21 protein-coding genes are annotated in these 23,711 nt (G+C 44.2%); 10 read left to right on the forward strand and 11 right to left on the reverse strand.

The genetic code is table 11. The annotated features are described in order from the left end of the window. Positions 1 to 13 precede the first annotated feature (13 nt). From AC0L6N_RS14750 to AC0L6N_RS14760, 3 genes are all read right to left on the reverse strand, one after another. Positions 14 to 1,099, reverse strand: a complete 1,086-nt coding sequence (locus AC0L6N_RS14750; protein WP_473475502.1) for a PstS family phosphate ABC transporter substrate-binding protein — start codon at positions 1,097 to 1,099, stop codon at positions 14 to 16. Positions 1,100 to 1,312: 213 nt separating this feature from the next. Then, positions 1,313 to 2,581: an inorganic phosphate transporter gene (locus AC0L6N_RS14755; RefSeq protein ID WP_011576055.1), complete on the reverse strand. Its 1,269-nt coding sequence runs from the start codon at positions 2,579 to 2,581 to the stop codon at positions 1,313 to 1,315. Positions 2,582 to 2,593: 12 nt separating this feature from the next. Next, positions 2,594 to 3,271 carry a TIGR00153 family protein gene (locus tag AC0L6N_RS14760; RefSeq protein ID WP_011576056.1) on the reverse strand — a complete coding sequence of 226 codons (678 nt, stop codon included), beginning with the start codon at positions 3,269 to 3,271 and terminating at the stop codon, positions 2,594 to 2,596. A gap of 309 nt (positions 3,272 to 3,580) precedes the next feature. On the opposite strand from AC0L6N_RS14760, the gene AC0L6N_RS14765 reads away from it, so the two are divergent. From AC0L6N_RS14765 to AC0L6N_RS14785, 5 genes are all read left to right on the forward strand, one after another. Next, the gene (locus AC0L6N_RS14765) at positions 3,581 to 4,093 is read left to right on the forward strand and encodes a glycine cleavage system transcriptional repressor (protein WP_011576057.1); all 513 of its coding nucleotides are present in this window, start codon (positions 3,581 to 3,583) and stop codon (positions 4,091 to 4,093) included. 144 nt (positions 4,094 to 4,237) lie between these two features. Then, positions 4,238 to 6,322: a polyphosphate kinase 1 gene (gene ppk1 / locus AC0L6N_RS14770; protein ID WP_473475504.1), complete on the forward strand. Its 2,085-nt coding sequence runs from the start codon at positions 4,238 to 4,240 to the stop codon at positions 6,320 to 6,322. Continuing rightward, the gene (ppx, locus tag AC0L6N_RS14775) at positions 6,312 to 7,841 is read left to right on the forward strand and encodes an exopolyphosphatase (RefSeq protein WP_473475506.1); all 1,530 of its coding nucleotides are present in this window, start codon (positions 6,312 to 6,314) and stop codon (positions 7,839 to 7,841) included. The genes ppk1 and ppx overlap by 11 nt, the downstream gene beginning before the upstream one ends. 166 nt (positions 7,842 to 8,007) lie before the next feature. Next, complete coding sequence (locus tag AC0L6N_RS14780; RefSeq protein WP_011576060.1) at positions 8,008 to 8,268, forward strand: DUF4282 domain-containing protein; 261 nt, start codon at positions 8,008 to 8,010, stop codon at positions 8,266 to 8,268. Between the two features lie 62 nt (positions 8,269 to 8,330). Beyond that, the gene (locus AC0L6N_RS14785; RefSeq protein WP_473475507.1) at positions 8,331 to 8,924 is read left to right on the forward strand and encodes an HD domain-containing protein; all 594 of its coding nucleotides are present in this window, start codon (positions 8,331 to 8,333) and stop codon (positions 8,922 to 8,924) included. Here the strand turns inward: AC0L6N_RS14785 and AC0L6N_RS14790 are convergent. From AC0L6N_RS14790 to tkt, 5 genes are all read right to left on the reverse strand, one after another. Continuing rightward, positions 8,921 to 9,259: a hypothetical protein gene (locus AC0L6N_RS14790; protein WP_473475509.1), complete on the reverse strand. Its 339-nt coding sequence runs from the start codon at positions 9,257 to 9,259 to the stop codon at positions 8,921 to 8,923. The two genes, AC0L6N_RS14785 and AC0L6N_RS14790, sit on opposite strands and share 4 nt — an antisense overlap. A gap of 207 nt (positions 9,260 to 9,466) precedes the next feature. Then, on the reverse strand, positions 9,467 to 10,366 hold the full coding sequence (locus AC0L6N_RS14795) for a fructose bisphosphate aldolase (protein WP_011576063.1): 900 nt from the start codon (positions 10,364 to 10,366) through the stop codon (positions 9,467 to 9,469). Positions 10,367 to 10,523: 157 nt separating this feature from the next. After that, complete coding sequence (locus tag AC0L6N_RS14800) at positions 10,524 to 11,699, reverse strand: phosphoglycerate kinase (RefSeq protein ID WP_473475511.1); 1,176 nt, start codon at positions 11,697 to 11,699, stop codon at positions 10,524 to 10,526. Positions 11,700 to 11,821: 122 nt separating this feature from the next. Next, positions 11,822 to 12,850: an erythrose-4-phosphate dehydrogenase gene (epd, locus tag AC0L6N_RS14805; protein ID WP_473475513.1), complete on the reverse strand. Its 1,029-nt coding sequence runs from the start codon at positions 12,848 to 12,850 to the stop codon at positions 11,822 to 11,824. 143 nt (positions 12,851 to 12,993) lie between these two features. Beyond that, complete coding sequence (gene tkt / locus AC0L6N_RS14810) at positions 12,994 to 14,994, reverse strand: transketolase (protein ID WP_011576066.1); 2,001 nt, start codon at positions 14,992 to 14,994, stop codon at positions 12,994 to 12,996. 279 nt (positions 14,995 to 15,273) lie between these two features. On the opposite strand from tkt, the gene metK reads away from it, so the two are divergent. Both metK and AC0L6N_RS14820 read left to right on the forward strand, forming a co-directional pair. Further along, positions 15,274 to 16,425, forward strand: coding sequence for a methionine adenosyltransferase (metK, locus tag AC0L6N_RS14815; RefSeq protein ID WP_473475515.1), 1,152 nt, complete (start codon positions 15,274 to 15,276; stop codon positions 16,423 to 16,425). 188 nt (positions 16,426 to 16,613) lie between these two features. Beyond that, positions 16,614 to 17,420, forward strand: coding sequence for a M48 family metallopeptidase (locus tag AC0L6N_RS14820; RefSeq protein ID WP_473475517.1), 807 nt, complete (start codon positions 16,614 to 16,616; stop codon positions 17,418 to 17,420). A 71-nt stretch (positions 17,421 to 17,491) separates the two neighbouring features. Here AC0L6N_RS14820 and AC0L6N_RS14825 read toward each other — a convergent pair whose 3' ends face one another. After that, positions 17,492 to 18,319: a mechanosensitive ion channel family protein gene (locus AC0L6N_RS14825; RefSeq protein WP_011576069.1), complete on the reverse strand. Its 828-nt coding sequence runs from the start codon at positions 18,317 to 18,319 to the stop codon at positions 17,492 to 17,494. Between the two features lie 315 nt (positions 18,320 to 18,634). Here AC0L6N_RS14825 and AC0L6N_RS14830 point away from each other — a divergent pair, with 315 nt between their 5' ends. The 3 genes from AC0L6N_RS14830 (at position 18,635) to AC0L6N_RS14840 (ending at position 21,295) form a co-directional block, all read left to right on the forward strand. Next, positions 18,635 to 18,793 (forward strand): hypothetical protein, encoded by a 159-nt coding sequence (locus AC0L6N_RS14830; protein ID WP_473475519.1) that lies wholly within the window; start codon positions 18,635 to 18,637, stop codon positions 18,791 to 18,793. Between the two features lie 186 nt (positions 18,794 to 18,979). Further along, positions 18,980 to 19,708: a 16S rRNA (uracil(1498)-N(3))-methyltransferase gene (locus AC0L6N_RS14835; RefSeq protein WP_473475521.1), complete on the forward strand. Its 729-nt coding sequence runs from the start codon at positions 18,980 to 18,982 to the stop codon at positions 19,706 to 19,708. Between the two features lie 192 nt (positions 19,709 to 19,900). Then, positions 19,901 to 21,295, forward strand: coding sequence for a sensor histidine kinase (locus AC0L6N_RS14840; RefSeq protein WP_473475523.1), 1,395 nt, complete (start codon positions 19,901 to 19,903; stop codon positions 21,293 to 21,295). A 91-nt stretch (positions 21,296 to 21,386) separates the two neighbouring features. Here AC0L6N_RS14840 and AC0L6N_RS14845 read toward each other — a convergent pair whose 3' ends face one another. Both AC0L6N_RS14845 and AC0L6N_RS14850 read right to left on the reverse strand, forming a co-directional pair. After that, a complete protein-coding gene (locus AC0L6N_RS14845) occupies positions 21,387 to 22,475 on the reverse strand; it encodes a glutathione S-transferase family protein (protein WP_473475525.1) in 1,089 nt (362 codons plus the stop codon). A gap of 156 nt (positions 22,476 to 22,631) precedes the next feature. After that, the gene (locus AC0L6N_RS14850) at positions 22,632 to 23,669 is read right to left on the reverse strand and encodes an alpha/beta hydrolase (protein WP_473475527.1); all 1,038 of its coding nucleotides are present in this window, start codon (positions 23,667 to 23,669) and stop codon (positions 22,632 to 22,634) included. Positions 23,670 to 23,711 lie beyond the last annotated feature (42 nt).

Genomic DNA, 23,711 nt, shown 5'->3' on the forward strand with positions numbered 1-23,711 from the left:
GCGTATATCTTATCTATTGATGCATAGTTGGGTGCAAGGCGTTGATTCGATATTCGATGGCTTGGCGTTCTGATTTGGTCAGTGGGATCATACCCTTGCGCGGCAAATAGCCACTTTCGCCGGACGCATTATCACTGATAAATTCGCGTATAAACGCCTCTATTCCTGGGATCATGCCAATATGTGCTTTTTTAACATAAAAGTAGAGTGGCCTTGAAATAGGGTAATCACCATTGGCAATAGAGCTAAAGCTCGGAAGAAATCCATCGATTTTAGCGCTTTTAATGCGGTCTCTATTCTGATCAAGAAAGCTGAAGCCCAATAAACCCAGCGCATTTGGATTGGCATTTAATTTTTGCACAACCAGATTATCATTCTCCCCCGCATCAATGTAAGCGCCGTCTTCCCGTAACATCCGGCATAAGCGTCTTTGCTGGCTTTTTCGGATTCTGGCTTCTTTTGACGTTGCCTGTGCCTGGCTTTGTGGCTCACTCATCTGAGCTAACCAAGCAAAGGTATGGCAACCATAATCGAGTACCAATTCAGAAAAAGCATCTCTTGTGCCTGAAGTCGGGGGAGGACCAAACACTTGGATTTCGATGTTCGGCAATCTAGGGTTGATGTCTTGCCACGTTATGAACGGATTATCGATGGTGGTTGCACTACCATCTGGATTTGGCACGCTTTTAGCCAATGCTAAGTAAAGTTCGCGGCGTGTTAGCGGGATACTTTCAGCCAATTTACTTTGTGCAAGCACGATCCCATCAAAGCCGATCAAGATTTCAATCACCTCGTGAACACCGTTTCGCTGGCATAGATCAATTTCTGATGGTTTGATCCGCCGAGATGAATTGGCAATATCAGGAAACTTCATTCCCACACCTTGGCAGAATAATTTCAACCCTCCACCAGAGCCTGTCGATTCAATTTTGGGTGTATGAAACGGTGAGGTTTTGCCGAAACGTTCAGCCACGACCGTTGAGAAGGCATACACAGTTGAAGAGCCGACAACATCGATATAGTCGCGCATAGCGTTTGCTGGAGCGCTGATTAGCGTCCACACACATGCACAAATTATCGATAAAGTACTTGGTTTCATTCAACTATTTTCATAAGAGACTCAAATTAGCTGCCCATAATATGACAGTTTTATAACGGTTATATTACAGTCGCGCCAAAGGGCTAAATTTTCTTCGATACCAACGCCATTAGGTGAATTTCACGTATAAAAAAACAGAACCTGTACCTAGCCCTAAGGCTGAGAGTACACGGGTTCTGTTTTTATTTGGCGGCTGTCCGCCAACATGTGTCCCTATGGAGCGAAAATACCTTTAAGGACAAAGAAGAACAATATTGACAAGCCAGCGCCTGCGGGCAAGGTTACCACCCAAGACACCACTATGTTGCGCACTACACCTAAGTTAATCGCGGCGATACCACGCGCCATGCCGACACCTAATACGGCCCCCACTAAGGTTTGCGTGGTTGAAATAGGCAAGCCAGTACCAGACGCTATTACCACGGTACATGCTGCAGCAAGCTCTGCCGCAAAACCACGACTAGGAGTAAGGTGAGTAATACCATTTCCTATGGTAGCGATAACTCGGTGACCGAAAAGCGCTAAACCTGCAACAATACCTAAGCCACCTAACGGTAAAATCCACCAGACCAACCCGGCTTTGCTGGTTATTTCACCATCATTGTGAATGATACTAACGACGGCAGCCAGCGGCCCAATCGCATTGGCTACATCGTTTGAACCATGGGCAAATGCCATGCAGCATGCCGTCACGACCATCAGAATAGCAAACACTTTTTCAACGTTAGCGAAATGGGTACGCTTGTCTGCTTTCTCATCGTATTTAATGCGATTTATTGCGTACTTACCGACAATCCCTACCAAAATAGCGATGGCGATAGAGACGTAATATCCCTCTGCGGCTCCAATTTCAAAACCAATATGCTTCAAGCCTTTTTTGATCGTCACCAACGACATTACAAAGCCCGCTGCGGCCATGTAAAAAGGCACATAACGTTTAGCGTTGTTAAATGGCTTATCAGTATCAAAAATGAGTTTTTGCGCACTTTGGAAAATAAGGAAAGCAATGAAACCCGATATAGCAGGGGTTATCACCCAACTCCCCACTATGCCACCGACTTTATTCCAAGCAACAGCATCAGCACTTACTCCTACAGCGGCGAAGCCCACTAGTGCGCCCACAATTGAGTGTGTAGTTGACACCGGCCAGCCTAGATAAGAAGCAAAGCCCAACCAAATACCAGCCGCAAGTAACGCGGATATCATTCCGTATACTAATAACTCGGGACTTTCAATAAAGTAGGACGAATCTAAAATACCTTTACGAATGGTGGACGTTACCTCACCGCCCGCCAAATAAGCCCCGGCAAACTCAAATACCATAGCAATCAAAATCGCTTGCTTGATAGTCAAAGCTTTAGAGCCAACAGATGTGCCCATGGCATTTGCTACATCATTTGCACCAATACCCCATGCCATGAGGAAACCGACCAAAGCAGCTACAACAATGAGTGTGAAGCCGTATGTTTGTAAAATATCCATTAATGCTTTCTCTTAATTGGCTAACATGAGTTCGAGTCTTGAACCAACTCGCTCTGAAATATCAGCCAACTCCCCAACCCATTCGATGATGCTGTATAAAAACATGACATCAATCGGGTTAAGCTGTGACTCTAATTCCAATAACTCCCTACGTACAGCAACTTGCATGACGTCGGTATCATCTTCAATTTTATCTAGATCGACGATCATATCTTCCACTAGGCGCACTTCACGTCCACGAAACCCAGTTTCAAGTAAATCCTCTAGCTCGTTTATCACACGTTTTGCTTGTTTCGTTGCATCTAGGCAACGCTCCAAGTAAGCCATGAAGCTTTCACGCATGATCACTGGAATATCCATGTGTCGACCTAACACGCGACCAGAAATATCTTTCGCTTTATTGGCAATTTTGTCCTGCTGGGTTAACAACTCAAGAACGTCTTGACGCTGAATGGGCATAAAAATACCGCGGGGCAAACTGATGCGAAGATCTCGCTTAAGCGTGTCAGCTTGCTTTTCTAAATTAGAAATTTCTTTCTGAAATAGTGCTGCTTTTTCCCAATCGCCGGCGAAAACAGAATTAAAAAATGGAAGCAGCCCTTGGCTACATTTGTTCACCACTTTAATGTGATCTTCAAGCGGCTTCAGGGGAGATTTTGCGAAAACCCCAAGAAATGTGTTTGTTGGCATACGTTAAGTATCTCTATGGTTTAAATACTACAATTCGAATTTAATCGTCGCGCATGATACCTGAAGAAAAATGACAGTAACATGACAGTGACGTGCTTTTCGTATCAGTTTTACAACACATGGTAATAATAGCGCTCAATTGGCATTTCAATAAACTGTCACATTTGCTCGGCAATCAGAGCTAAATTTGGAAGGTCTATATTATACTATCAATTGATTATTAAGGAAAAATTACACACATTCACCATGATTCTACGCTATGCTGAATCTCAATACCTAGAGCATCACTTTAACGCGAGGTTCATTAATATGAAATCATTGATTTTTACACTTGTTGGTAAGGATAAGCGTGGCTTAGTCGACTCACTTGCTCAATCAGTGTTCAAATTGGGCGGAAATTGGCTTGGCAGTAACTTGTCGTACATGGCAGGTCACTTCGCTGGCTTTGTTGAAATTCAATTGCCTGAGGAGAAAAAAGCGGCATTAATAGAGCAATTCTCTACCCATCCGGATCTCTCTATCAATTTGGTCGAAGGGGATAACAACCTTGCCGCCCACACTCAAACAGTTCAAATAGACATAATGGGCAATGACAAGCCTGGGATCGTGCAAGAGCTTACAACGATTTTGAATCGCTTTAACCTCAACATTGTTAAATTTGACTCCACCTGCGACAGCGCTCCTAATTGGGGTGGTTTACTGTTTAAAGCTAACGCATTAGTTGCCATAGAAGAGGGTTTCGATTTGGATGAGTTGAGTGATGCATTAGAGTCCATCGCCGACGACTTGGTGGTTGATATCAGCTCAACACCAACAAAATAGATTTACATCGGGCTTGGCTGTTTTGTAAAGCCTAAGTCTACGATGAGCAAGGCGTACAAGGCTGCGATATAGCTGTCATAAATTCGTCATACACAATTGACACTATATCGCTCAAATTTTGTTTATTTTGACAATTAAGACGTAATGACTTCTCAACCCAATATCTACTTTTCTCGTGAAATCAGTTGGCTGGCGTTTAATCAACGCGTTCTTCAAGAAGCAGCAGATCGCAAAAATCCTATCGTTGAACGAATTCGATTTCTAGGTATTTACTCAAGTAATATGGACGAGTTCTATCGCGTTCGTGTCGCTGATGTTAAACGTAAAATCTATATTCACTTGGACGAAGGTGATAATGAAAAGGCTGAGCAAACTAAAATACTCATGGAGCAGATCCAAGAGAAAGTCTTAGGCATGACAGAAGACTTTGAACGTGTGCGTGAAGACGTTGTGGCCCGACTCGCTCGCTATAATATTTTCTTACTTGAAAATGAAAAGTTGTCCGACTACCAAACCACTTGGCTAAAAAACTACTTCAAAAATAAAGTATTACGTCACATTGCCCCCATTTTATTACATGGCAAAGTAAACCTTGTATCTCGCTTAAATGACTCAGCCACCTATTTATATGTAGCGATTAACAATAGCGGCAAGAATACTCAGTACGCCACAATTGAAGTGCCCAGCAAGGCGCTGTCACGTTTTGTGGTGATCCCTCCTGAGAATAGCCGTAAAAAGAAATACATCATATTGCTCGATGACATTATACGGCTCAATCTTGAAAGCATTTTTAAAGGTTTTGTTGATTTTGAATCAGGTGAAGCCTACTCCTTCAAAATGACTCGAGATTCTGAATACTCTATAAATGATGAAATTGAAGAAAGTTACGTTGAAAAAATGTCAGAAAGCATGAAACAACGTTTGATTGCCGAGCCGGTGCGCGTGGTGTATGACGAGCAGATGCCCAGTGACATGGTACGTAACCTGAAGAAACGCTTAAAGATATCGTCTTACGATAGCCTCATTGCTGGCGGTACTTACCGAAACTTTAAAGATTTTATTGGCTTTCCAAATGTCGGCCGTGACTACTTAGAAAATCCAAAACTACCGGCCATAACCTCGAGCGATTTCGCCCGCCACAACACGGTGTTTGATGCGATCAGCGAAAAGGACATTCTGCTTTACTATCCTTACCATCGCTTCTTGCATGTGACTGAGTTTGTACGCCAAGCTGCATTCGATCCCAAGGTGAAACAGATAAAGCTCAATATCTATCGAGTAGCAAAGAACTCGCGCATCATAGACTCGCTTATTGATGCAGTCGATAACGGAAAAAAAGTCACTGTGGTGGTTGAGTTAAGAGCGCGTTTTGACGAAGAAGCCAACATTGGCTGGTCAAAAACCATGACCGATGCGGGTATTAAAGTCGTATTTGGTATGCATGCGCTGAAAATTCACAGCAAACTGTGTTTGGTTAGCCGTGAAGAGAAAGGTGAATTAATTCATTATGCACATTTCGGTACAGGTAACTTCAACGAGAAAACCGCAAAAATCTATACCGATTTTAGTTTGTTTACCCGTAATCAAGAGCTTGCCCTAGAGGCAGAAAACGTTTTTAACTTTATTCAGCAACCCTATCGACGCCAAAAGTTTCAACATTTACAGATCTCGCCAATTAACGCACGTACCAAAATACAACTGTTGATCAGGCAAGAAATACAAAACGTCAAAGAAGGCTTAAGTGCAGGCATTACCCTTAAACTGAATAACTTGGATGACCAACTGCTTATCGACGACCTGTATAAAGCCAGTCAGGCAGGGGTAGAAGTACGTTTAATCATTCGCGGGATGTGCTCACTGGTTCCTGGCGTAAAAGGGTTGAGCGAAAATATATCGGTGATCAGCATCGTCGATCGATTCTTGGAGCATCCTCGGGTGATGGTATTTGAGAATGCCGGCGAGAAACGCGTGTTTATCTCATCCGCGGATTGGATGACCCGCAACATGGATTTTCGTATCGAAGTGGGTTGCCCCATATACGAACCCAAGCTCATCAAGCAAATTTTGGATATTCTCGAAATTCAATTTCAAGATACCCTTAAAGCCCGTATTATTGACCAACATCAATCGAACAAATACGTACGTCGTGGTAATCGCAAAAAGCTGCGCTCTCAAATAGAGACCTATGAGTACATTAAACAGCAGGAAAAAAAGAACGATGCCCAATGACAATGCGCCATTTGATGGTGTAGAAGTAAGAGACACCAGCAAAATTGCCGCATTAGACATTGGCTCTAACAGCTTTCATTTAGTGGTCGCCCGGGTAGTCGCAGGATCAGTTCAGATCCTGCACAGAGTTAAACAAAAAGTGCGTTTAGCTCAAGGCTTAAGCAGTGATTATCACCTTGATGACGAGGCCCAACAACGAGGCTTAGATGCCCTCAATGTCGTAGCAGAAAGCCTGCAAGACTTTCCACCAGAGAATGTGCGTATCGTCGCCACCTATACCTTACGCAAAGCCAGCAACGCCAAAACATTTATCCGCGCAGCACGTAATATTCTTCCCTACCCGATTGAAGTCATAGGAGGCGCCGAAGAGGCTCGCTTAATTTATTTGGGCGTCGCTCATACTAACCACGACAACGGTCAACGGTTAGTGGTCGATATCGGTGGCGGCTCAACTGAATTTATTATTGGCCAAGGGTTTGAGCCTAAAATGTTGCGCAGCTTACAAATGGGCTGTGTCAGTTACACTAAGAAGTTCTTCAAAAACAATGAGCTGAAAAACAAGTCTTTCGAGCGTGCTATCACCGCCGCTCAACAAGAACTAGAAATGATCGACAAAGCGTACTTACGCGCGGGCTGGAAAAGCTGTATTGGCACCTCTGGCACCATCCGCAACATCATTCAGATCGCGCAAAATGACAGTGTGAAATCCACCGAAGGTAAAGTCACCTTGTCACAACTTACCCGTTTAGTGAAAATCAGCTGTGATGCCGGCACGCTAGATAAGCTTAACATCAGCCAAATGAGTGAAGATCGTAAGCCTGTTTTCGCGGCGGGTTTGGCAATCTTGATTGCCATCTTCAAGAGCTTGAATATAGACCATATGGTGTTCTCTTCAGCGGCATTGCGCGAAGGGGTCTTATATGAAATGGAAACCCAGTTGACCCACCCTGACGTACGCCAGCGTTCTGCTGAGAGTCTTGCGACGCGTTACGATGTAGATATTGAACAAGCTAGACGAGTTCACAGTGTCACTATGGACATTTACCAACAATGTAAAGACAGCTGGAATATTGCAACCAAAGAGCTCAAAAGCATGTTAGGTTGGTCGGCACTGCTTCACGAAGTGGGCCTGCAAATCAACACTCACGGTACCCAGCGCCATTCTGCCTATATTTTGCAGCACATAGACCTACCTGGCTTTAATCAAGAGCAACAAACATTAATAGCCACATTAGTGCGTTACTACCGTAAAAAAATTCGCCCAAGCGAGATTGCAGATTTCACCCAACATCCAGCAGAGCAAGTGCACAAATTAATCGCCATTTTACGCTTAGCAGTGCTGCTAAACATTAAGCGTCAAGACGACATACTTCCCCCCATTAACGTAAAAGTGAAAGCAAACAGCATACGGCTAACCTTCCCCGAAGGTTGGCTTGAGAATAAGCCTATTTTTAGTGCGGATCTGGCAACCGAAGAGCGCTATCTACACGCAGTAGACCTACAACTGCGCTACGAATAACACCTGCTTGAATATCAGTGGTTTAGGTAAGATGCTGACCCATCAGGCATAACCTATTGTATTAGTTAATAAAAATATCTTATAGTATTGCCGTCACATTGTGTGAGCAATGTGGAACTTCGCAGTTGAACTGCGTTTCTAATATACATAACAAGGAAGCTATACAATGAAAGATCTTTTTTTCTTCGACTCGATGCTCACCCCAAAAATCATCACCGTTGTTTACTGGTTGATGCTGCTTGCAGCTGTAGTATCAGGCGTAGGCACCATGTTTAATTCTTACGGCGGTGGTTTTTTCGCTGGTGCTGGGATACTCATCGCGGGCGCAGTGGGTGCCCGAATCTGGTGCGAACTACTGATCGTGCTGTTTAAAATTCACGAAAACTTGAAAAAAATCGCAGATCGAAACGACACCAGCGAACTGTAAGTACCAACAAGGCAACACGCATTTCGCTGTTGCCGCTTTCCATATTTAGGATCTCCCAAAACATGCACGACCTTTCTGCACAAATCTCTTTTATGCTCGAAATAGACAAACTTAAAGCCGTGTATCGCAAGACGGTTGTTGAAGCCGACGATAATCGTCAAGAAAATAGCGCCGAGCACAGCTGGCACATTGCACTGTTAGCAAACGTTATGGTGGAATACGCGGACGAGCCCGTAGATATATTACGCGTGACTAAAATGCTGCTTATTCACGATATTGTTGAAATAGACGCTGGGGATTTATTTGCCTTTGCAGACGAGCAAGATCATCAAGCGCAAGAACAAAAAGAACTGGAAGCTGCCAAACGTATCTTCGGCCTGTTACCCAAGCATATAGGGCAAAGCATGTTAGATATGTGGCTCGAATTTGAGCAAGCCCGCACCGCAGATGCAAGATTCGCCAAAGGCATGGACAGAGTCTTGCCTGTGTTGCAGAACATGAGTAATCAAGGTGGCAGTTGGAAGGTAAATCACGTTAAGAAAAGCCAAGTGCTTAAACGAAATACCTATTTGCAAGATATTGCGCCTAAGCTATGGGAGTATGTATTAAGCCAAGTGGATATAGCGGTGGAAAAACAGTGGTTACTGGACGCTTAACGCCCCAAATATTGATCAATCAACTCGGCTAGTTTGTCGTGAAAGTGCTCTTCAAACGTCTCTAACTCTTGCTCAAAAACCCGTAAATATTGGGTCGCTTTTTTGTGATCAAGACGCTTATTATTGGTTTTATATTCGGTTTCAGGCAAACTTTTGTCGTATCGAGGTATGATACGCCAGCGCACAAAGTCACTATGCAATTTAGCCACTTGCTGCTTAGCAAACTGACAAAAACCCTCAATATGCTCAACCCCATCAGGCCCTAAACAACCAGGCTCTACCCTGAATGTAACTGACAATTTTTTATATAATGGCAGAGGCAACGTTACTTGCATATAACGCGCACCATTTTCTGTAAGCGGTTGATAAACATAATTTTATCTTTAATTAACAAAACGAAGATAGGCTACCCATATAATAGCAAGTGTAGAGGGTAAATCTACTAGGCAAAGGTATAGACACTATTTTGCTATATAGAAACAATTCAAATACAAAAAAACCAAGCACTAAGCTTGGTTTTCATGAACACATTCAGCACGTTATCAGCTAACTGATGCTTGATAAATACCTTCAATAGCGTCATCTAGCGTCGCGTTAAACTCTTCGTCTGATTGCTTAGCACTCACGCCTTCTGTTAGTGCGCGCGAGAAGCTAGCAATAATGCCTTTATTCTCTGACAAACGACGGTTGGCTTCTTGACGATTGTAACCACCTGAGAGGGCTACCACTTTCAACACTTTAGGGTGCTCAACTAGCTCACTGTAAAAATTAGTTTCTTCAGGTAGAGTCAGCTTGAGCATCACAGTTTGATCGGCATTCAAGCCATCAAGTTCGGCTAAGATAGCCGCTTTCAACAATGCTTCTGCTTGTGCTTTTTCTGGGCTGTTAATATCAACTTCTGGTTCGATTATCGGCATTAACCCGGCAGCTAAAATTTGCTTACCCACTTCAAACTGTTGAGCAACAATGGCATCAATACCTGCTTTGTTAGCCAGCTTGACCACTGAGCGCATTTTGGTGCCAAACACATCTTGTGCATTTGCTTTAGCCAACAAGTTGTCTAAATCAGCGATAGGCTTCATTAACTGAACGCCGTTCTCTTCATCCAGTAAGCCTTTATCTACTTTCAAAAACGGAACAACGTTCTTTTCCTGCCATAAAAAATGCGCAGATGATTTACCGTCAATTTCACGATCTAATGTATTTTCAAATAATATAGCGCCCAGTACACGCTTACCATTAAAGGCAGGGCTCGTGACTATGCGAGTTCGCATCAAGTGAACTTGAGTGAACATCTCATCATCATTGCTATATTCAGTTTCTTCAACACCATATAAACGCAAAGCTTTAGGCGTACTGCCTCCACTTTGGTCAAGGGCCGCGATAAATCCATTGTCGCTTTTTATTTTTTTTAGCATATCCAATTGTGCTTGTGATGCCATGAGCAACACTCCTTAATTGTGTTGTGAGCCGGGGGTAAACCGGCTAGTAGGTTACAAAGGTTAATGAAAGCTTTTGCTTTTCTTATTATTGAATTTCTTGCTCTTAAATTTCTTGTTCGCGCTCTTTGTTTACGCGCTGATCAAATTATCAAGTAAATTACGCGCCGCGCGCTTCTAACATAGTCACAGCCGGTAGCGCTTTACCTTCTAAAAATTCTAAAAATGCGCCACCACCGGTAGAGATATACGATATCTTATCTTCGATACCATATTTGTCTACTGCTGCTAACGTATCACCACCGCCAGCAATAGAAAATGCATTACTTTGTGCAATTGCCATAGCAATGGCTTTTGTGCCCTCTCCAAACTGGTCAAATTCGAATACCCCTACAGGGCCATTCCAGACGATTGTTCCGGCGTTTTTGATCAACTCTGCCAGCTCAGTGGCAGTCTTTGGCCCGATATCAAAAATCATATCATCGTCTGCTACGTCACTAACGGCCTTAAGTGTTGCTTGTGCTTGCTCTGAGAACTCCTTGCCCGTGACAACATCAACAGGCACAGGGATATTCCCACCAGCATCTTTTGCCGCCGCTAATAAACGATTCGCTTCAGGGATTAAATCAGCTTCATACAAGGATTTACCCACGTTGTTGCCAGTGGCGGCAATAAAGGTATTGGCAATGCCGCCACCCACAATAAGCTGGTCCACTTTATTAGATAAAGATTCAAGTACGGTTAACTTGGTTGACACTTTAGAGCCGCCAACAATCGCCAGCATTGGACGCGCAGGATTGTGCAATGCTTTACCTAGTGCTTCTAGTTCACCCGCCAGTAGCGGGCCAGCGCAGGCAACAGGTGCGAATTTGCCCGCGCCATGAGTTGAGGCTTGTGCACGGTGCGCAGTGCCAAAAGCGTCCATTACGTATACATCACATAACGCGGCGTATTGCTTAGAAAGCGCTTCGTCGTCTTTCTTTTCGCCTACGTTGAAACGTACATTTTCAAGAACGACCAGTTCGCCGGCTTTCACATCAACACCGTTTAAATAATCAGTCGCTAGGCTTACTGAGCACTCTAGAACGTCATTAAGATAATCAACCACGGGCTGCAATGAGAATGCACTGTCGTACTCACCTTCTGTGGGGCGACCTAAATGAGACATAACCATGACCTTGGCACCGGCTTCAAGTGCATGTTTAAGTGTGCCTAAAGACGCCTTAATACGCGCATCGGAAGTGACTTTTCCGCCCTTGACAGGTACGTTCAGATCCTGACGAATAAGTACGCGCTTTCCTGCTAAATCTAAATCAGTCATGTTAATTATTGACATATTTTCCCCATTTGACGTGTTAAACGTGAATTGCTAATTAAAAAATGTAATCTGTAAACTCGTTGTGTACCGGGTTACGCGTGCTAGGTGCAAAAATGCACTCTCAATTGCCGCGACCAAAATCATTTGCCCGTCTTGCCCAGCGATAAGGTGTTCATGGCGAGTACAATATCAATCATTCGGTTTGAAAACCCCCATTCGTTATCACACCACACCAGTAATTTAACCAGTTGCTTGTGGCTCACTCGCGTTTGTGTGCCATCCACGATGCAAGAATGTGCGTCGTGGTTGAAATCCACTGACACCAAAGGCTCTTCAGTAAAATCTAAAATACCATTCAAACGCCCATTTTTTACCGTTTTTAACGCTTGGTTCACGTCATCGATAGTCACTTTGGCATCAAGGGTTACGCTTAAATCCATTGCAGAAACATTAATAGTCGGCACGCGCACAGCGATGGCTTCGAATTTGCCTGCAAACTTAGGTAAAACCCGCTCTATTCCCCGGGCTAATTTGGTGTCCACTGGGATAATTGATTGGCTAGCGGCACGAGTTCGACGTAAATCTGGGTGGTAAGCATCTATGACTTGTTGATCGTGCATGGATGAATGGATAGTCGTGATGGTGCCACTTGAAACTGAAAATGCTTCATCGAGTACTTGAATGACAGGGACGATGCAGTTGGTCGTACATGAGCCCGCAGATACTATGCTATCGCTAGCTTTAAGAGATTCCTCGTTGATCCCCATAATAATCGTTGCATCAACATCTGGGCCACAGGGCTGAGAAAACAACACTTTTTTCGCCCCTTGAGCGATATGTTGTTCGCCGTGAACCCGCTCATTATTGACACCGGTACACTCCAGAACCACATCAATATCAAGTTGCGCCCAAGGCAGGTCGTGAATATTTTCTTGCTGCAATAAAGTGATATGGTCACCAGCAACCACAAGCTGTTGGTTGTCTAGCACCACAGGAAAACGGAAACGCCCATGCGCAGTATCATATTTTAATAGATGTGCTACGCCCTCAGGCTCGGCGAGTTCATTGATCGCCACAATTTGTATTTGCTTGTTTTGCCCTGTTTCGTATAACGCACGTAATACGTTGCGACCAACACGACCAAAACCGTTAATTGCTACTCGTATCATTTGGCTCTTACTGAAATTTAAAACACTATTTGCAACATGATTTAAAACGCAATTTAAAACGTAAAAAGTGCGTCACTAAAATAGCTAAGGCGCTCGAAAGCGCCTTAGATTATAGTTTTATTGTTTCAACTGGAAGCCATTTCCTAAGAATTCAATAAACCTTGTGCTTTCTCAGCCACGGCATCAGCTGTGATACCGAAGTGCTTGAGCAGTACGCCACCCGGTGCAGACTCACCAAAAGTAGACATTCCGACGACTGCACCATCAAGACCAACATACTTGCTCCAGTAATCGACGTGAGCAGCTTCAACGGCTACACGTGCAGTCACTGCGCGCGGCAATACAGATTCGCGATAAGCTGCATCTTGTTGGTCAAACACCGAGGTACTTGGCATAGACACAACGCGCACAGCAACGCCTTTGGCAGCTAATTGCTCAGCTGCATCCATAGCAACACCGACTTCAGAACCGGTACCAATCAAAATGACTTGAGGTTCGCCATCGCTATCTTTGAGGATGTAACCCCCTTTAGCTACGTTAGCGAGTTGTTCAGCGTTACGCGTTTGACCAGGCAAACCTTGACGGCTAAACACCAATGCACTTGGGCCATCTTTACGCTCTAGCGCAGATTTCCATGCAACGGCTGTTTCAGCACCGTCACAAGGGCGCCATGTGGCTAAATTAGGCGTTAAACGCAAGTTTGCTAATTGCTCGATAGGCTGGTGAGTTGGGCCATCTTCGCCCTGACCAATAGAGTCATGGGTATAAACAAAGATATTTGGAATCCCCATCAAAGAAGCCATACGCACTGCATTGCGTGCATATTCCATAAACATCAGGAAGGTGGCACCAAACGGACGGAAACCACCGTGCAAACCAATACCATTCATGATGCCGCTCATACCGAATTCGCGTACACCGTAGTATAAATAGTTACCGCTGGCATCGTCAGCTGTGACGCCTTTAGATTTTGACCAAAGCGTTAGATTTGAACCAGCCAAATCTGCCGAGCCACCTAAAATTTCAGGCATGATCCCTGCGAATGCTTCGATAGAGTTTTGTGACGACTTACGACTCGCTACGTTTTCAGCTTTCTCTTGAGATTGCTCAACGAATGCTTGGGCTTTTTCAGCGAAATCAGCTGGTAAATCACCGTTTAGACGACGTGTTAATTCAGCGGCTAATTCAGGATGGGCTTTCCCGTAAGCAGCGAATTTTTCATTCCATGCTTGCTCTAAATCAGAACCTGACGCTTTTGCATCCCAACCTGCGTAGATGTCTGCCGGAATTTCAAATGCCCCATATGGCCATTTTAAGAATTCGCGGGTCGCAGTGATTTCATCTGCACCTAATGGTGAGCCGTGTGAATCATGGCTACCTGATTTATTTGGAGAACCGAAACCGATAACGGTTTTACAGCAAATCAACGTCGGTTGAGTGGTATTGGCTTTCGCCGTTTCAACTGCCGCTTTAATCGCTTGTGGGTCGTGGCCATCAACATCGGCAATAACATGCCAACCATAAGCTTCAAAACGTGCAGGGGTATTATCAGTGAACCAACCCTCTACGTGACCATCGATAGAAATACCGTTGTCATCCCAAAATGCCACTAACTTGCCAAGACCTAATGTTCCAGCAAGTGAGCAGGCTTCATGAGAAATACCTTCCATCAAACAGCCATCACCTAGGAAGCAATAAGTGAAATGATCAACGATATCGAATTTTTCTTGGTTGAATTGCGCTGCCAACATTTTCTCAGCAATCGCCATACCGACTGCATTACTGATGCCTTGGCCTAGTGGGCCAGTGGTTGTTTCAACGCCTGGCGCGTAGCCATACTCTGGGTGGCCTGGTGTTTTAGAATGCAATTGACGGAAGTTTTTCAACTCTTCAATGGGTAACTCATAACCGGTCAAATGCAACAATGAGTAAACTAACATCGAACCGTGGCCGTTAGACATAATAAAGCGATCGCGGTTAGCCCAGTTTGGATTCGCCGGATTGTGCTTTAAAAAATCGTTCCACAATACTTCGGCTATATCCGCCATGCCCATTGGGGCGCCTGGGTGTCCTGAATTAGCCTGTTGTACTGCATCCATACTAAGCGCACGTATTGCGTTAGCGAGTTGTTGACGTGAAGGCATGTGGTCTCCTGATTATTAATGACTGGTTGACGCTCGCTGTTAAAAACTCATCGAAAATGTAAAATAGCGACCGATATAGCGCTACATTCTGGCTTACGCCTCGCCTAACTGCAACGACAAAACCTAACGAAACTCCATTTGCGGTTGACTTTTTTTACTGGAACGGTTCGTTTACGCCCAGCCGTTTGGACGTCTAGAAGTAAAGACTGGTATTTTTGATCTTAATCAGTAAAATGTCACTATATTCGTTAAACCATTTTCATTTGATAAGGATCCAACATGGCTAAGCATCTTTTTACCTCCGAGTCGGTTTCCGAAGGGCACCCAGATAAAATCGCGGATCAAATCTCTGACGCGGTACTCGATGCAATTCTAAAGCAAGACCCGAAGGCTCGCGTAGCCTGTGAAACCTACGTAAAAACCGGCATGGTCATGGTGGGCGGTGAAGTCACCACTAATGCTTGGGTGGATATTGAAGAGCTAACACGCAATACCGTTCGTGAAATAGGCTACACCCATTCGGATATGGGTTTTGACGCCGACTCATGTGCAGTATTGAACGCTATTGGTAAACAATCACCTGATATTAATCAAGGTGTTGACCGCATTCGCCCAGAAGATCAAGGCGCTGGCGACCAAGGACTTATGTTTGGTTACGCCAGTGATGAAACTGACGTACTGATGCCAGCCCCAGTCACTTACGCTCATCGTTTAGTGAAACGCCAAGCTGAAATTCGTAAAAGCGGCCAATTGGATTGGCTACGCCCTGATGCAAAAAGCCAAGTTACTTTCGTGTACGAAGATAACGTCCCCGTGGGCATAGATGCCGTTGTGCTATCAACCCAGCACTGTGATTCCGTGACCACTGAGCAATTACGTGAAGCGGTGATGGAAGAGATCATTAAGCCAGTTTTACCTGCTAAATGGTTAACAGCGCAAACTAAATACTTTATTAACCCAACAGGCCGTTTTGTGATTGGCGGCCCAATGGGTGATTGTGGGCTAACAGGACGTAAAATTATCGTTGATACCTACGGCGGTATGGCACGTCACGGTGGCGGTGCGTTCTCTGGTAAAGATCCGTCAAAAGTTGACCGCAGTGCTGCATACGCCGGGCGCTACGTGGCTAAAAACATAGTGGCGGCTGGTTTAGCAAAGCGTTGTGAAATTCAAATTTCTTACGCAATCGGTGTTGCCGAGCCAACATCCATTAATGTTGAAACCTTTGGAACAGGGCAGGTCTCTGATGAAGTGTTAACCTCCTTGGTGCGCGAACACTTTGAACTTCGCCCATACGGCTTAATTAAAATGCTTGATTTGGAACGTCCAATTTATCAAGCCACCGCCGCCTACGGTCACTTTGGCCGTGAAGAGTTCCCTTGGGAGAAAACAGATAAAGCGAACGCTTTGCGCGCTGCTGCAAACCTATAATTGAAAAGATCAGGTGCTGATTAGCATCTTGAGTACTAATCCAGTGACACAAAAAACGTATCGGCAAGTGCTTGATACGTTTTTTTTTGGCTATCGTCGACCCTAAACTAGGGACATCTATTAACCCTGTCGATATAACAAGGTAGTATCACCCTATTCCCTTTACATTACTTTACAGGAAGTACGCCATGACATTTTCACTTAGCAAAGTGTTCACCGCCGTCTGTGTATCCTCGTTACTATTGACGAGCTGTGCTAAATCACCATTAGGGCGCAACCAACTTAAGCTTTATTCCTCTGATCAGCTAGCTAACATGGGCCAGCAGACATTTGATGGCATGAAATCAGAGCAGAAAGTCTCTAATACCCAAGTCACCAATAAATTTGTGTCTTGCGTAGCGGATGCCATCACCAAGCATGTACCGAAATCAGTGTTCTCTGGTGAATGGGAATTGGTGGTTTTCGATGACCCGCAAGTCAACGCATTCGCGCTTCCAGGGGGCAAGATTGGCGTGTACACAGGATTACTTGATGTCGCAGAGAATCAAGATCAGTTAGCTGCGGTAATTGGCCATGAAGTGGGACACGTTATCGCTGACCATGGTAATGAGCGGATGTCGAGCAGTACCTTGATAGGTATTGGCATGGAAGCAACCAATCAATTATTGCAAGCCAATCAAATCGCCAATAACAATATGATAATGGCCGCTATCGGTATGGGCGTGCAAGTAGGCGTACAACTGCCTTTTAGCCGCACACATGAAACCGAAGCGGACTTAATTGGCTTACAGCTAATGGCACAATCAGGCTTTGACCCAAAGCAATCGGTTAACCTATGGCAGAACATGGATAAAGCGAGTGGTGATAATCGTCAGGCAGAGATGCTGTCTACCCACCCTGCCCCGCAAAGCAGAATCGAAAAGTTAGGTGAAAATATGGGACCGGCCCTTGCGTTATATCAGCAGGCTAAAGACCGTCCCCAATGTAAGACGTAATCAACTTAGTCATACAAATAACAGACAAAAAAATGCCGCTTTAAAGCGGCATTTTTGTAAGACTTTAGAAATTATTCTGCGTCTTTGTGAAGGTGTACATCCATTTGTGGGAATGGAATTGAAATACCTTCTTGGTCGAAACGTAATTTAACCGCTTCGGTAAAATCGAATTTAACACCCCAGAAATCAGCAGATTTCACCCAAGGACGTACCACAAAGTTAACGCTGCTATCAGCAAGTTCAGCGACAGCAATAGTCGGCGCTGGATCTTGAAGAATGCGTGGGTCAGCAGCTGCTAGCTCTTTCAATACTTCTTTAGCGCGCTTAAGGTCAGCGTCATAGCCGATACCAACAACCATATCTACACGGCGCGTTTCTTTTGCAGAGTAGTTAGTGATGGTGCCACTGTATATTTGGCCGTTAGGTACGATAATTTCTTTGTTATCACCACTGGTCATGATGGTAGTGAAAATACTGATGCTCTTAACCACACCTGCAGCTCCACCCGCTTCAACAAAGTCACCCGCTTTAAATGGACGAAATACAAGTAACATTACGCCTGCAGCAAAGTTTTGTAGTGAACCTTGTAAAGATAAACCAATGGCTAAACCAGCAGCACCTAAAATCGCGACAAGCGAGGTAGTATCAACACCTAGTTCGTTCAATGATGCGATGATAACGAACAACATCAGAATGGCGTTCAATATCGCTTTGATGAAATTTACTAACATATCGTCGTATTTAGAGCGCTTCATTACCTTGCCAAACAAGTTAACGATGATGCCAACAACTATTTTACCAACGATGTAGATCAAGATAGCCATTACGATATTAATTCCCCAAGGAATAACGTAAGTGTCCATCATTTGTGACATTTGTTCTGAGTCGAATTCAAACATGTATTTCTCCATTTATTTCATTATTTTTCGATGGTTACTCCGAATCCTCTACCATCACGCCCAGCATATCTGTGCAGGTACTATTTAATATTACATATTGATTAAATAATACAAAGCCAGTGCTTTTTTACGCTGGCTTAATATACCTGTAATTTTTAATAAATATATTGTTTTTGCTTACAACTTTCGGCTACTACCCTTTAGTTGTAAGACATGAAGGGGAAAAGTTTATTCTTTGAACACACTTTGCTGTTGGTGGTATACTGGCCTCGTCGACTTAATCGATTTGGCATAATATTTTTAAAGGAATTGAAAATGTTGCTACTCGTAATACTCGCGACTATCGTAGCAGTTCTATTTGCTTATTCGTTATTTAAAGACACGGGTAAGAATACTAAATATGCACGCAAGGGGGCTAACGCCATAGCTCAGGCGTCATCAATAGATACTGGTAAGGTAGCAGAAGTAAACTAAATCTAATACTCGATAGGCTTGAACCCCCTATCGAGTATTGTTCTATATGTTAGACACGATTTAATGACCCCAAACTAACTTTACTTCACATTTGTGTTTCCCTCTTCTAGTTCACGTTTCTAATACACTTTCCTAATTCCAAGAGACCTTGATACCATAGCTGCAAACCGACTAATTGTTTGAACTATGCGAATCTCCAGAATTTTTCATCCTGATACCCTTCATCCAGACCAAGAATTGTCATTAACCCCTGACGCCAGTAATCATGTCGCCAATGTATTGCGTTCCAAGGTTGGCCAGCCTGTCGTTCTGTTTAACGGTGATGGCAATGAGTACAGCGGTGAATTTATCGATGTTTCCAAGCGTAAGGTGCGTGTACAAATCGACGCTAAGCTCAGCATGAGTCTTGAATCACCTTTAAGCATTCACTTAGGCCAAGGCGTATCACGTGGCGACAGAATGGATTGGGTGCTGCAAAAATCGGTTGAGTTAGGTGTCACTGAAATAACACCGCTCATCACAGAGCGCTGCGGTGTGAAGCTCGATGAGCAACGTTGGCAGAAGAAACATGCACAGTGGCAAAAAATTATTATTGCGGCGTGTGAACAGTGCGGCCGTAACGTCTTGCCCGTTTTGCATATGCCGGTGGATTTTCAAAGCTGGGTTAATCAATCTACGCAAGCATTGCGCTTAACCCTGCACCCTAGGGCCGAGAAAAGCTTTCGTCATACCAGCGTTGGCAAAGATGGCGTACGTTTGCTGATAGGTCCGGAAGGTGGGTTTTCCGATCAGGAGCTTTATCAGACCGAACAAGGCGGGTTTCAAACCGTTCAATTAGGCCCAAGGGTACTGCGTACTGAAACCGCCGCAATCACTGCTATCAGTGCCTTACAAGCAATTTACGGCGATCTATAAACCTGATAACTATATATACTTGGCCAACTTTTGTTGCTATTTTGAGCATCTCAGTTAAGCAAATATTGACTGAAGCTTGAGGCTAAGCAGAAGTTAACGTGATTGTTCCCCCATAATAAAGAGGCTTAAGCCGCCAACATTAAATTGAAGGTGTGCGATAAAAAGCCCAAACGTCGAGGTATGACCCAGTGCATGACAGCACATTTTGCAGAGCGCACACGCTTGAGCATTGATAGCTTTAAGTCAAATGTACTAGCAGCGTTGCTTGGTGAAACATCAAGTGCTGTACATACCCTGGGGACGTTATTTCAAGAAACCTTGAACAGCCAATATCTAGTTCTGTGGCGCACAGAGCTGAACAACAGCGTGTCTGTGGCGTTGAACTTGTCCACACCTGATACGTTATTAAATGCCATATTAGCCCTAAATGGTACCCAAGCTAAAAGCTTGCCCCACAGCGTATTGTCCCACGTGCAGACAGAACTCATTGCTAATATAAGTGCAGATGCGAATTGGGCAGCCTTGCATCAGGATACACAGAAGCTATCAATCGATAATTGCATTGCCCTTCCAGTTGTCACCCATTCAAATGAACTCTTAGCTGTGGTGAGTGCATTTAATATTGCCAATACAACAGTGTCGAAAATGCAACAAGCGCGCATAGATATACTCTGCTCAGCGCTTTGCCAGCTTATGCACAATGAAGCCAATACACGCCAGCTACGCTCACTTAAAAAAAACCAAGCCATGCAAATTGCTCAGCAACAACAAGAGATAGATGAATCGAAGCTCGTGCTACAAAAAGCGCTGTATCAACGGGATCATGTTCAAGAGCAACTCGTCGAAATGGAGAGCGCGACTGCGTTGACCACTATGCTTTCAAGCCTCGCTCATGAAATGAACACGCCTTTAGGCGCTGCTTTGACGGCCGCATCGCATGTGGAAACGGGCAATGAGCGTTGTGAGCAGAAATTAGCAAACAATTTACTGAAAAAATCTGAGCTAAAGCAGTTTCATCAAGACACGCACACCGCACTCGCTATCCTCAAGCGCAATGTACTGCGAGCTGACCAACTGATGGGGAATTTTACCCAATTGGTGCAAGACCAGCACCAACGCAGTAAGCGTGAAATCAACTTTTGTCATTATTTGACTGAAGTATTGCTATCACTCAAGCCCAGATTAAAAACCACCCGCCACAGAGTATGTTTGGATATACCGAGTGATTTGTCTGTTGTTTGTCATGCCGGCGCAATTGGGCAAGTACTGACCCACCTCATTATCAACTCAGTGGAACATGCTTATACAGATAATCAGGCTGGAAAGATTACCATTCATGCGAGCAACACATATATCGAGGATCGGCCATGCTTGCATATTGTCTACATTGATGACGGTCAGGGCATGGAGCCAACGAGCGTTAGCAATTTATACAAGCCCTATTTCAGCCTTGTTGATAAAAATAGTGAAAACGGCCTTGGCATGCATATTTGCTATAACTTAGTCGTCAAGTTTTTAAAAGGGACAATCGATTGCCACACCAGTGTCAACGGCGGCGTGCGCTTTGAATTAACTATTCCTATATAACGCTAAATTGACTCAGGGCTGTGCCAGTTTATGACTATAGCTAAAAAACAGCCCAGCAACCTATCATTAGACTTGTACAGCTCACTCAATCTTAGGCAAAAACCAACTTATTATGCTCCATCGTCACCATGTCTTTTACTGTCATCTGCAGATAGTTATCGGCTTTTACACTCGCTAAAAAAACGCTGACGTTTTCTTTTTCCGAAGCGCTTAACTGCTGGTATATGTTTAGCACTCTTTGTAACTTGTATTGATGAAAACTTGATATCGCACGGCTTTCCGACACTTGGTTAATTGAAAAACTATGTTGACCAATACTGCGCGGAATAAAATGCTCATGGGGGTTAGCCTCTCGCCATTCACTGAGTGCTGAAACCGTGCTCTTAAGTACAGGCCACTGTTGTTCAAACATGTTCTGGATCAGGGGCAGCAAGGTTTCAGGAATGTCATCATCCGGCAGAAACTCACCAAGCTCTACGTCTGGTTTGTTCATTCGCTCTACCCATGCGGCCACATTCGGTGCAATTTTTCTCATTAATTTACCTGGGGCTGGGTCGCGATATAAGTGGGCATATAATGGCCCCATCAACCCAAAATCTCCCACACATGGGCGAGAGCCGAGCAGGTATTTATGCGTGGCGAAATGCTCATTCAAATGATGCAACACTGTTTTTTCATACCACGCTTCGATACTGGGAATAGAATGAGGTGTAATTCCCAGAACCGGCACAAAACCACTGAACTTTTTAGCCAGTTTTTTACCGAAATACGCTCTAATGAAGCCAGGGGCTTTAGGAGCAACGACCCGCCCGAACTCTTGGTAAATAAAAGGAAAGTTGTCTTTATTCCAACGATAATGCATAGCTGGGATCACTAACCAATCATCTCCCCACAACGCGAACAACTCACTGACCAAGTGCTGCTTTGGTGCTGTAGGTGTAATAGAACGCTCGCTATGCTGCCCCTCTAGATGATCGATAATACGTGCGGTATCTTGTAAGTACTGCCCTTGCGGTGTTTTCACAACAGGAATATACGCCACTTTTGTCTGAGGGCGAATGATATTTTTATACACCTTGACGGTGGATAGCTCTTCGGTAAAAGGTAATTGCTTAAATTTAAGATACGCGCGAATTTTGCCCGTATACAATGAGACTTCTGAACCATATAAGGTGTACATAATAAGATATCCGCAAGTAAAACCTGTGCTTAGATTAATACGCAGTGTGCTGGCGGATCATTTTGTTCATTGATATTGGGATATAAGCGCGCGAAAGCTATCAATTTATTTTGCTAGCGGCTTTCAGGCCTCATTATCCATAAGGCCTACACTGCGCTATTGTTTGCTTATGAACGCTTGAAGGGCTCCTAGCATTTTTTGGTGTTTCGGATTTGCTTTTGGCACACTGCACGGCAGAATTTCAGTCACTTGGCTTTCATCAAAGTCCATTTGCTGGATTTGCTCGTTATTTACCACCAAATCCGCGTGACAAACATCTAAATTATTCTCAATGGAAAATAAAATGCTCTCACCTTTATTGTATGCTATCAGGTCTTTCACGCCGGAGATGGGCGTGGTGTTATCCGCCTCGGAGTGCGCCGCAAAAAGAGCAATATCCAGCGGCTTTTGTTGTTCTATTAAGTCGCGAACTGAGAATATAACGTCCGTTAACTGAAACGCCGAATAACGAGCCACACTAGGGTATTTAAAAGGATTCGGCCCAACGCTTTGATAATCACCATCTAACGTTTTGGCCAACCACTTTATGCCCCAGATATTGGCCATGGTCTCAACACTTGGATCTAGCGCTAACGCCCCAGAAAACAGCAGTAACCCTGTTGCTTCATTTGGGTTTTCCAGCACATATTGCGCAGCCAGCGCACCACCAGTAGAAAATCCGCCGATATATAAATCAGTGCCAAACTCCGGCGCTAAGCCAATCATATTTTGTACATTATCATGCCAACGCGCCGCCAATTCAGGATCTTGCATGTCTGCATCAGCCTCTTTTTTACCATGACCAGGCAGTAGAGCAACCAACACGTTGTAGCCCTGATCGTATAGCGACTGGGCAATCGTCGTTAAGAAAAAAGGTGAATCACTGAGTCCGTGAAAAAGCACAAACACCTTTTGGGTTTTGTCACCATGATGCAAAACAAACGGGGCGTTACCTTCATTTTTTAGCAGCGAAGAGCACACCTTATGACGATGCAATGGCTGACTTGAACAAGATATTATCTGGCCTAGTTGGTTTTGATAAAGCTGATCAAACTTGGCTAAACCAGCGGTGACGGTTGCGTTAGCTTGCGATGCAGTTAGTAATATAAGAGTGAGAGTTAATAATGGTCTAAATACCAGTCGCTTAAATGACATAAAATAGGTGTCTGTCTAATAAATTTTGACCTTATCATAGCT

The organism is Paraglaciecola sp. G1-13, from assembly GCF_055809255.1.